General features: G+C 58.7%; 5 protein-coding genes. 2 read left to right on the top strand and 3 right to left on the bottom strand.

Features of this window, described 5'->3' with window-relative positions:
- Window positions 1-915 (bottom strand): aldehyde dehydrogenase family protein (locus NUX24_RS18945; RefSeq protein ID WP_257833403.1); only part of this gene is annotated, 915 nt, incomplete at its 3' end.
- A gap of 292 nt (window positions 916-1207) precedes the next feature.
- On the opposite strand from NUX24_RS18945, the gene NUX24_RS18940 reads away from it, so the two are divergent.
- Window positions 1208-2038, top strand: coding sequence for a MurR/RpiR family transcriptional regulator (locus tag NUX24_RS18940; protein ID WP_047652668.1), 831 nt, complete (start codon window positions 1208-1210; stop codon window positions 2036-2038).
- A 56-nt stretch (window positions 2039-2094) separates the two neighbouring features.
- Here NUX24_RS18940 and guaA read toward each other — a convergent pair whose 3' ends face one another.
- On the bottom strand, window positions 2095-3672 hold the full coding sequence (gene guaA / locus NUX24_RS18935) for a glutamine-hydrolyzing GMP synthase (RefSeq protein WP_006811514.1): 1578 nt from the start codon (window positions 3670-3672) through the stop codon (window positions 2095-2097).
- A 67-nt stretch (window positions 3673-3739) separates the two neighbouring features.
- Entirely contained in the window at window positions 3740-5206 is a 1467-nt protein-coding gene (guaB, locus tag NUX24_RS18930) for an IMP dehydrogenase (RefSeq protein ID WP_023333022.1), read from the bottom strand.
- Window positions 5207-5364: 158 nt separating this feature from the next.
- Here guaB and xseA point away from each other — a divergent pair, with 158 nt between their 5' ends.
- Entirely contained in the window at window positions 5365-6738 is a 1374-nt protein-coding gene (gene xseA / locus NUX24_RS18925) for an exodeoxyribonuclease VII large subunit (RefSeq protein WP_047652669.1), read from the top strand.
- Window positions 6739-6794 lie beyond the last annotated feature (56 nt).

The raw sequence follows: 6794 nt of genomic DNA, 5'->3' as shown, positions 1-6794 counted from the left end.
TTGTTTTCCCCGCGGGCCGCAGAGGTCACCGGCGGTTTTCCCCCCCCCCGCCACCCCCCCCGAGAGCGCCATGCAGCGTTCCCCCGCCGCGCCGTAGGCCGCGCCCATGATGGCGTTGGTCGCCATCTCCATGTCGGCGTCCGGCATCAGGATGCAGTGGTTTTTCGCACCGCCCAGCGCCTGACAGCGCTTGCCGTGGGCGGACGCGGTCTGGTAAATGTATTCCGCAATCGGCGTGGAGCCGACAAAGCTCACCGCCTGCACGCGCGGGTCGGTCAGGATCACGTCAACGGACTCTTTATCGCCCTGCACCACGTTGAAGACGCCGTCCGGCAGGCCGGCCTCTTTCAGCAGCTGCGCCAGCGCGAGCGCCAGAGAAGGATCCTTTTCCGACGGCTTCAGCACGAAGGTGTTGCCGGTCGCCAGCGCAATCGGGAACATCCACATCGGCACCATCGCCGGGAAGTTAAACGGGGTGATCCCGGCGCAGACGCCGAGCGGCTGCATCAGCGAGTGGCTGTCGACGCCGGTCCCGACGTTCGCCGAGTGTTCACCCTTTTGCAGATGAGGGATGCCGCAGGCAAACTCCACCACTTCCAGGCCGCGGGTCAGTTCGCCCACCGCGTCGGAGAAGACCTTGCCGTGCTCTTCGCTGATGAGGCGGGCCAGGCGATCCATGTTCTCTTCCAGCAGCGCCTTGAAGCGGAACATCACGCGCGCGCGCTTAAGCGGAGCATGGCGCGCCCACGCCGGAAATGCCTGCTGCGCGGCGGCAATCGCCTGCTCCGTTTCCTGTGCCGTACTCATCACCACCTGGCGGATCTGCTCGCCGGTGGCCGGGTTGAAGATCGCCTGAACGCGCTGGCCTGAACCGGTGACACATTCGCCGTGAATAAAATTCGCTACCGTCTCCATCCTTAACCTCTCGCTGTTGATACGTGACTGTTACCTGAATACCGTGTACCGAACACTATATATGAAACAAATATTCCATTTTAAGTTGAAATAAAATAAATGATGATTATTGTGATCACGGATGGATTTTTATGTTAACAGCCAACAACACTGACGCAGCGTGCGCTATTAAGGAATTTCGGGCGAGGAAATGACTGAAGTTTCTGTTTCATTTTTGCTGCCAGATGGATGGCCGACATTTAAAAGACGCGGTTTTGCGTTTAGAATCATAAGACTGTATTTGGGGGATAAGATGACGACAGCAACCAGCCTGAACGAACTGCAGCAGCAAATCCGCGATCGCTACGATAGCCTGAGCAAGAGGCTGCAGCAGGTTTCCCGCTACGTGCTGGACAACACCAACAGCGTGGCCTTCGATACGGTTGCCGTCATTGCCGAGCGCGCCGACGTGCCGCCGTCGACGCTGATCCGCTTTGCCAACGCCTTTGACTTCACCGGCTTCAACGAAATGAAACAGCTGTTTCGCATGAATCTGGTGGAGGAGACCGCCAGCTACAGCGACCGCGCCCGGATGTTCCGCGAGATGGAGAGCGAGGCCGTGCCGGAAACGCCGCTCGATATCCTGCAGGAGTTCGCCCGCTCGAACGCCCAGGCGCTCCAGCAGCTGGCCGCCCGCGCCGAGCCGGAAATGCTGGAGCGCGCGGTACAGCTGCTGGCAGATGCCGACACCATCTACATCGCCGGGCTGCGCCGCTCCTTCAGCGTCGCGGCCTACCTTACCTACGCCCTGAGCCATCTGGAATGCCGCCCTATCCTGCTCGACGGCATGGGCGGGATGCTGCGCGAGCAGATCAGCCGCATTAAGGCGCGCGACATTGTGGTGTCGATAAGCTTCTCGCCGTACGCGGAAGAGACGGTGATGGTCAGCGAAACCGCCGCCAGCGTTGGCGCGCGGCAAATTGTGATTACGGACAGCCAGATAAGCCCCCTGGCGACGTTCAGCGATCTCTGCTTTGTGGTGAAAGAGGCGCAGGTTGATGCGTTTCGGTCTCAGTCGGCAACGCTGTGTCTGGTGCAGTCGCTGGTGGTGGCGCTGGCGTATCGGTTGGGAGAGGGGAAGTAAGGCAATAAAAAACCCCCTGCACAGGCAGAGGGTTTGGTTGTTAATTCAGCGGGAAATTATTCCCACTCAATCGTAGCCGGTGGCTTACCGCTGATGTCATATACGACTCTCGATATCCCATTGACTTCATTGATTATTCTGTTAGACACGCGGCCTAAGAAGTCATACGGCAGGTGCGCCCAGTGCGCGGTCATAAAGTCGATGGTTTCCACCGCACGCAGGGAAACAACCCAGTCGTACTTGCGGCCATCGCCCATCACGCCGACGGAGCGAACCGGCAGGAACACGGTGAACGCCTGGCTTACCTTGTTGTACAGGTCAGCTTTGTGCAGCTCTTCGATGAAGATCGCGTCCGCGCGACGCAGCAGGTCGCAGTACTCTTTCTTCACTTCGCCCAGCACGCGCACGCCCAGACCCGGACCCGGGAACGGGTGACGGTAGAGCATGTCGTACGGCAGACCCAGTTCCAGACCGATCTTACGCACTTCGTCTTTGAACAGCTCGCGCAGCGGTTCAACCAGGCCCATCTTCATCTCTTTCGGCAGGCCGCCCACGTTGTGGTGAGATTTGATGACGTGTGCTTTACCGGTTGCAGAGGCCGCGGATTCGATCACGTCAGGGTAGATGGTGCCCTGCGCCAGCCACTTCACGTCTTCCAGCTTCAGCGCTTCTTCGTCGAACACTTCCACGAACACGCGGCCGATGATCTTACGTTTCGCTTCCGGATCGTTCTCGCCCTTCAGCGCGTCCAGGAAGCGCTGCTCGCCTTCCACGTGAACGATGTTCAGACCGAAGTGGTCGCCAAACATGTCCATGACCTGCTGGGCTTCGTTCAGACGCAGCAGACCGTTGTCCACGAAGACGCAGGTCAGGTTTTTGCCGATGGCGCGGTGCAGCAGCATCGCGGTCACGGAGGAGTCCACGCCGCCGGAGAGGCCGAGGATCACTTTGTCATCGCCAACCTGCTGGCGGATACGCTCAACGGCGTCGTCGATGATTTTTGCCGGGGTCCACAGGGCTTCACACTGGCAAATGTCACGCACGAAGCGCTCCAGCATGCGCATACCCTGACGGGTGTGAGTCACTTCCGGGTGGAACTGCACGCCGTAGAAGCGTTTTTCTTCGTTCGCCATGATGGCAAACGGGCAGCTTTCGGTGCTGGCAACGGTCACGAAGTCAGACGGGATGGCGGTCACTTTGTCGCCGTGGCTCATCCACACGTCCAGCAGCGGTTTGCCGTCTGCGGTCAGGGAGTCTTCGATACCGCGCACCAGCGCGCTGTCGGTGACGACTTCTACCTGTGCGTAGCCAAACTCACGCTCGTTAGAGCCTTCTACGTGGCCGCCCAACTGCATTGCCATGGTCTGCATGCCGTAGCAAACGCCGAATACCGGCACGCCAGCTTCGAACACGTACTGCGGCGCGCGCGGGCTGTTCTCTTCGGTGGTACTTTCCGGGCCGCCGGACAGGATGATGCCGCTTGGATTGAATTCGCGAATCTGTGCTTCCGTGACATCCCACGCCCACAGCTCACAGTAAACGCCCAGTTCACGTACGCGACGCGCCACCAGCTGAGTGTACTGAGAACCGAAGTCCAGGATGAGAATGCGATGTTTATGAATGTTTTCCGTCATTGACGCTAATTCCGAGGCAAGTGAAACAAAAACAGAGCGCCCGGCAGAAGCCGGGCGCGGAAACTTATCAGGAGCCCAGACGGTAGTTCGGGGACTCTTTGGTGATCGTCACGTCGTGAACGTGGCTCTCCTGGATACCCGCACCGCTGATGCGTACGAATTCCGCTTTAGTACGCAGCAGGTCGATGGTACCACAGCCGGTCAGACCCATACAGGAGCGCAGGCCGCCCATCTGCTGGTGAATGATCTCCTTCAAACGGCCTTTATAGGCAACGCGACCTTCGATACCTTCCGGTACCAGTTTGTCTGCGGCGTTATCGGTCTGGAAGTAACGGTCAGAGGAGCCTTTGGACATCGCGCCCAGGGAGCCCATGCCGCGGTAAGATTTGTAAGAACGACCCTGGTAGAGTTCGATTTCGCCCGGGGATTCTTCGGTACCGGCCAGCATGGAGCCTACCATTACGGCAGCTGCGCCCGCGGCGATCGCTTTGGCGATGTCGCCAGAGAAGCGGATACCGCCGTCAGCGATAACCGGAATACCGGTCCCTTCCAGGGCTTCAACCGCGTCAGATACCGCGGTGATCTGCGGAACGCCCACGCCGGTGACGATACGCGTGGTACAGATGGAGCCAGGGCCGATACCCACTTTCACCGCGCTGCAGCCAGCGTCAGCCAGCGCGCGAGCGCCTGCGCCAGTGGCCACGTTACCGCCGATGATCTGCAGGTCAGGGTATTTGGCACGGGTATCACGAATACGCTGCAGAACGCCTTCGGAGTGGCCGTGAGAGGAGTCAATCAGCAGGACGTCAACGCCCGCAGCGACCAGCGCGTCAACGCGCTCTTCGTTACCGGCACCTGCGCCAACCGCCGCGCCGACGCGCAGACGGCCATGCTCGTCTTTACAGGCGTTAGGCTTACGTTCTGCTTTCTGGAAATCTTTAACGGTGATCATGCCGCGCAGGTGGAAGCTGCTGTCAACAACCAGCGCTTTTTCAACGCGTTTTTCGTGCATTTTTGCCAGCACCACGTCGCGGGTTTCACCTTCGCGAACGGTGACCAGACGCTCTTTTGGCGTCATGTACACGCTGACAGGCTGGTTCAGGTCAGTCACGAAACGCACGTCACGACCGGTGATGATGCCCACCAGTTCGTTCTCTTCGGTCACCACCGGGTAACCGGCGAAACCGTTACGTTCGGTCAGGGCTTTCACTTCATGCAGCGTGGTGGTTGGCAGAACGGTCTGTGGGTCAGACACGATGCCGGATTCATGTTTCTTCACGCGGCGAACTTCTTCCGCCTGACGTTCGATAGACATGTTTTTGTGAATAAAGCCAATGCCACCTTCCTGTGCCAGGGCGATAGCCAGGCGCGCTTCAGTCACGGTGTCCATTGCCGCAGAGAGCATAGGAATGTTCAGGCGAATGGTTTTCGTCAACTGCGTGCTGAGATCGGCAGTATTCGGCAGAACAGTGGAGTGAGCGGGAACGAGGAGGACGTCGTCAAACGTCAGTGCTTCTTTAGCGATACGTAGCATGGGCAATATCTCTGACCTGGGTGGTTAAATATTGCCGTGGCATTATACAGAGCGTAACCGATTGCATCTACACTTTTTTATAAAAAAGCTTGCGATTGCCTCTCAGCAGGTTACTATCGACTGAATAACTTGCTGATTTAGAATTTGATCCCGCTCACATGTTATCCTCTCAATCCCCCTCAATTTATACCGTCAGCCGCCTGAATCAGACGGTGCGTTTGCTGCTTGAGCAGGAAATGGGGCAGGTCTGGATCAGCGGTGAGATCTCTAACTTCACGCAGCCGTCCTCCGGTCACTGGTACTTTACCTTAAAAGACGACACCGCCCAGGTGCGCTGCGCGATGTTCCGCAACAGCAACCGCCGCGTGACGTTCCGCCCTCAGCACGGCCAGCAGGTTCTGGTTCGCGCCAATATCACCCTGTATGAGCCGCGCGGCGATTATCAAATCATCGTCGAGAGCATGCAGCCTGCGGGCGAAGGCCTGCTGCAGCAGAAGTATGAACAGTTAAAAGCCCGGCTCTCTGCCGAGGGGCTGTTCGACCAGCAGTACAAAAAACCGCTGCCCTCCCCCGCCCACTGCGTTGGGGTCATCACCTCGAAAACCGGTGCGGCACTGCACGATATTTTGCACGTGCTGAAGCGTCGCGATCCTTCCCTGCCCGTCATCATCTATCCGACCGCCGTTCAGGGTGACGATGCACCGGGACAGATAGTTCGCGCCATTGAGCTGGCGAACGCCCGTCAGGAGTGCGACGTATTAATCGTCGGGCGCGGCGGCGGCTCGCTGGAAGACCTGTGGAGCTTTAACGACGAGCGCGTGGCGCGGGCAATCTTTGCCAGCCTTATCCCCGTGGTGAGCGCCGTCGGCCACGAAACTGACGTAACGATAGCCGATTTTGTCGCGGATCTGCGCGCGCCTACGCCGTCCGCGGCGGCGGAAGTGGTCAGCCGCAACCAGCTGGAGTTGCTGCGTCAGATTCAGAACGGCCAGCAGCGTCTTGAGATGGCGATGGACTACTTCCTTGCCAACCGTACCCGCCGCTTTACCCAGCTTCATCATCGTCTTCAGCAGCAGCACCCGCAGCTGCGTCTGGCGCGTCAGCAGACCGTGCTGGAGCGCCTGCGTCAGCGCATGAATTTCGCGCTGGATAGTCAGCTTAAGCGCGCGGTATCGCGCCAGCAGCGCGTGACGCAGCGCCTGAACCAGCAGAACCCGCAGCCGAAAATTTATCGCGCGCAAACGCGGATCCAGCAGTTGGAGTATCGTCTGGCGGAAACTATCCGGGCGCGACTGAGCACCACCCGCGAACGTTTCGGCAATGCGGTGACCCACCTTGAAGCCGTCAGCCCCCTCTCCACGCTGGCGCGCGGCTATAGCGTGACGACGGCGACGGACGGCAAAGTGCTGAAACAAACTAAACAGGTAAATACCGGCGATGTGCTGACGACGCGTCTTTCCGACGGCTGGGTAGAAAGCGAAGTGAAATCAATTAAACCGGTGAAAAAGACGCGTCAGCGTAAAACCGGATAATTCTTCGCCGGTTACTTACTATACTGCTGCTATTCCCTTTTTTAATAAGGAGAGCA

Source organism: Enterobacter sp. HG048 (assembly GCF_024702055.1).
Classification (GTDB): domain Bacteria; phylum Pseudomonadota; class Gammaproteobacteria; order Enterobacterales; family Enterobacteriaceae; genus Enterobacter; species Enterobacter dykesii.
This window is presented reverse-complemented; position numbering and strand designations above follow the sequence as displayed.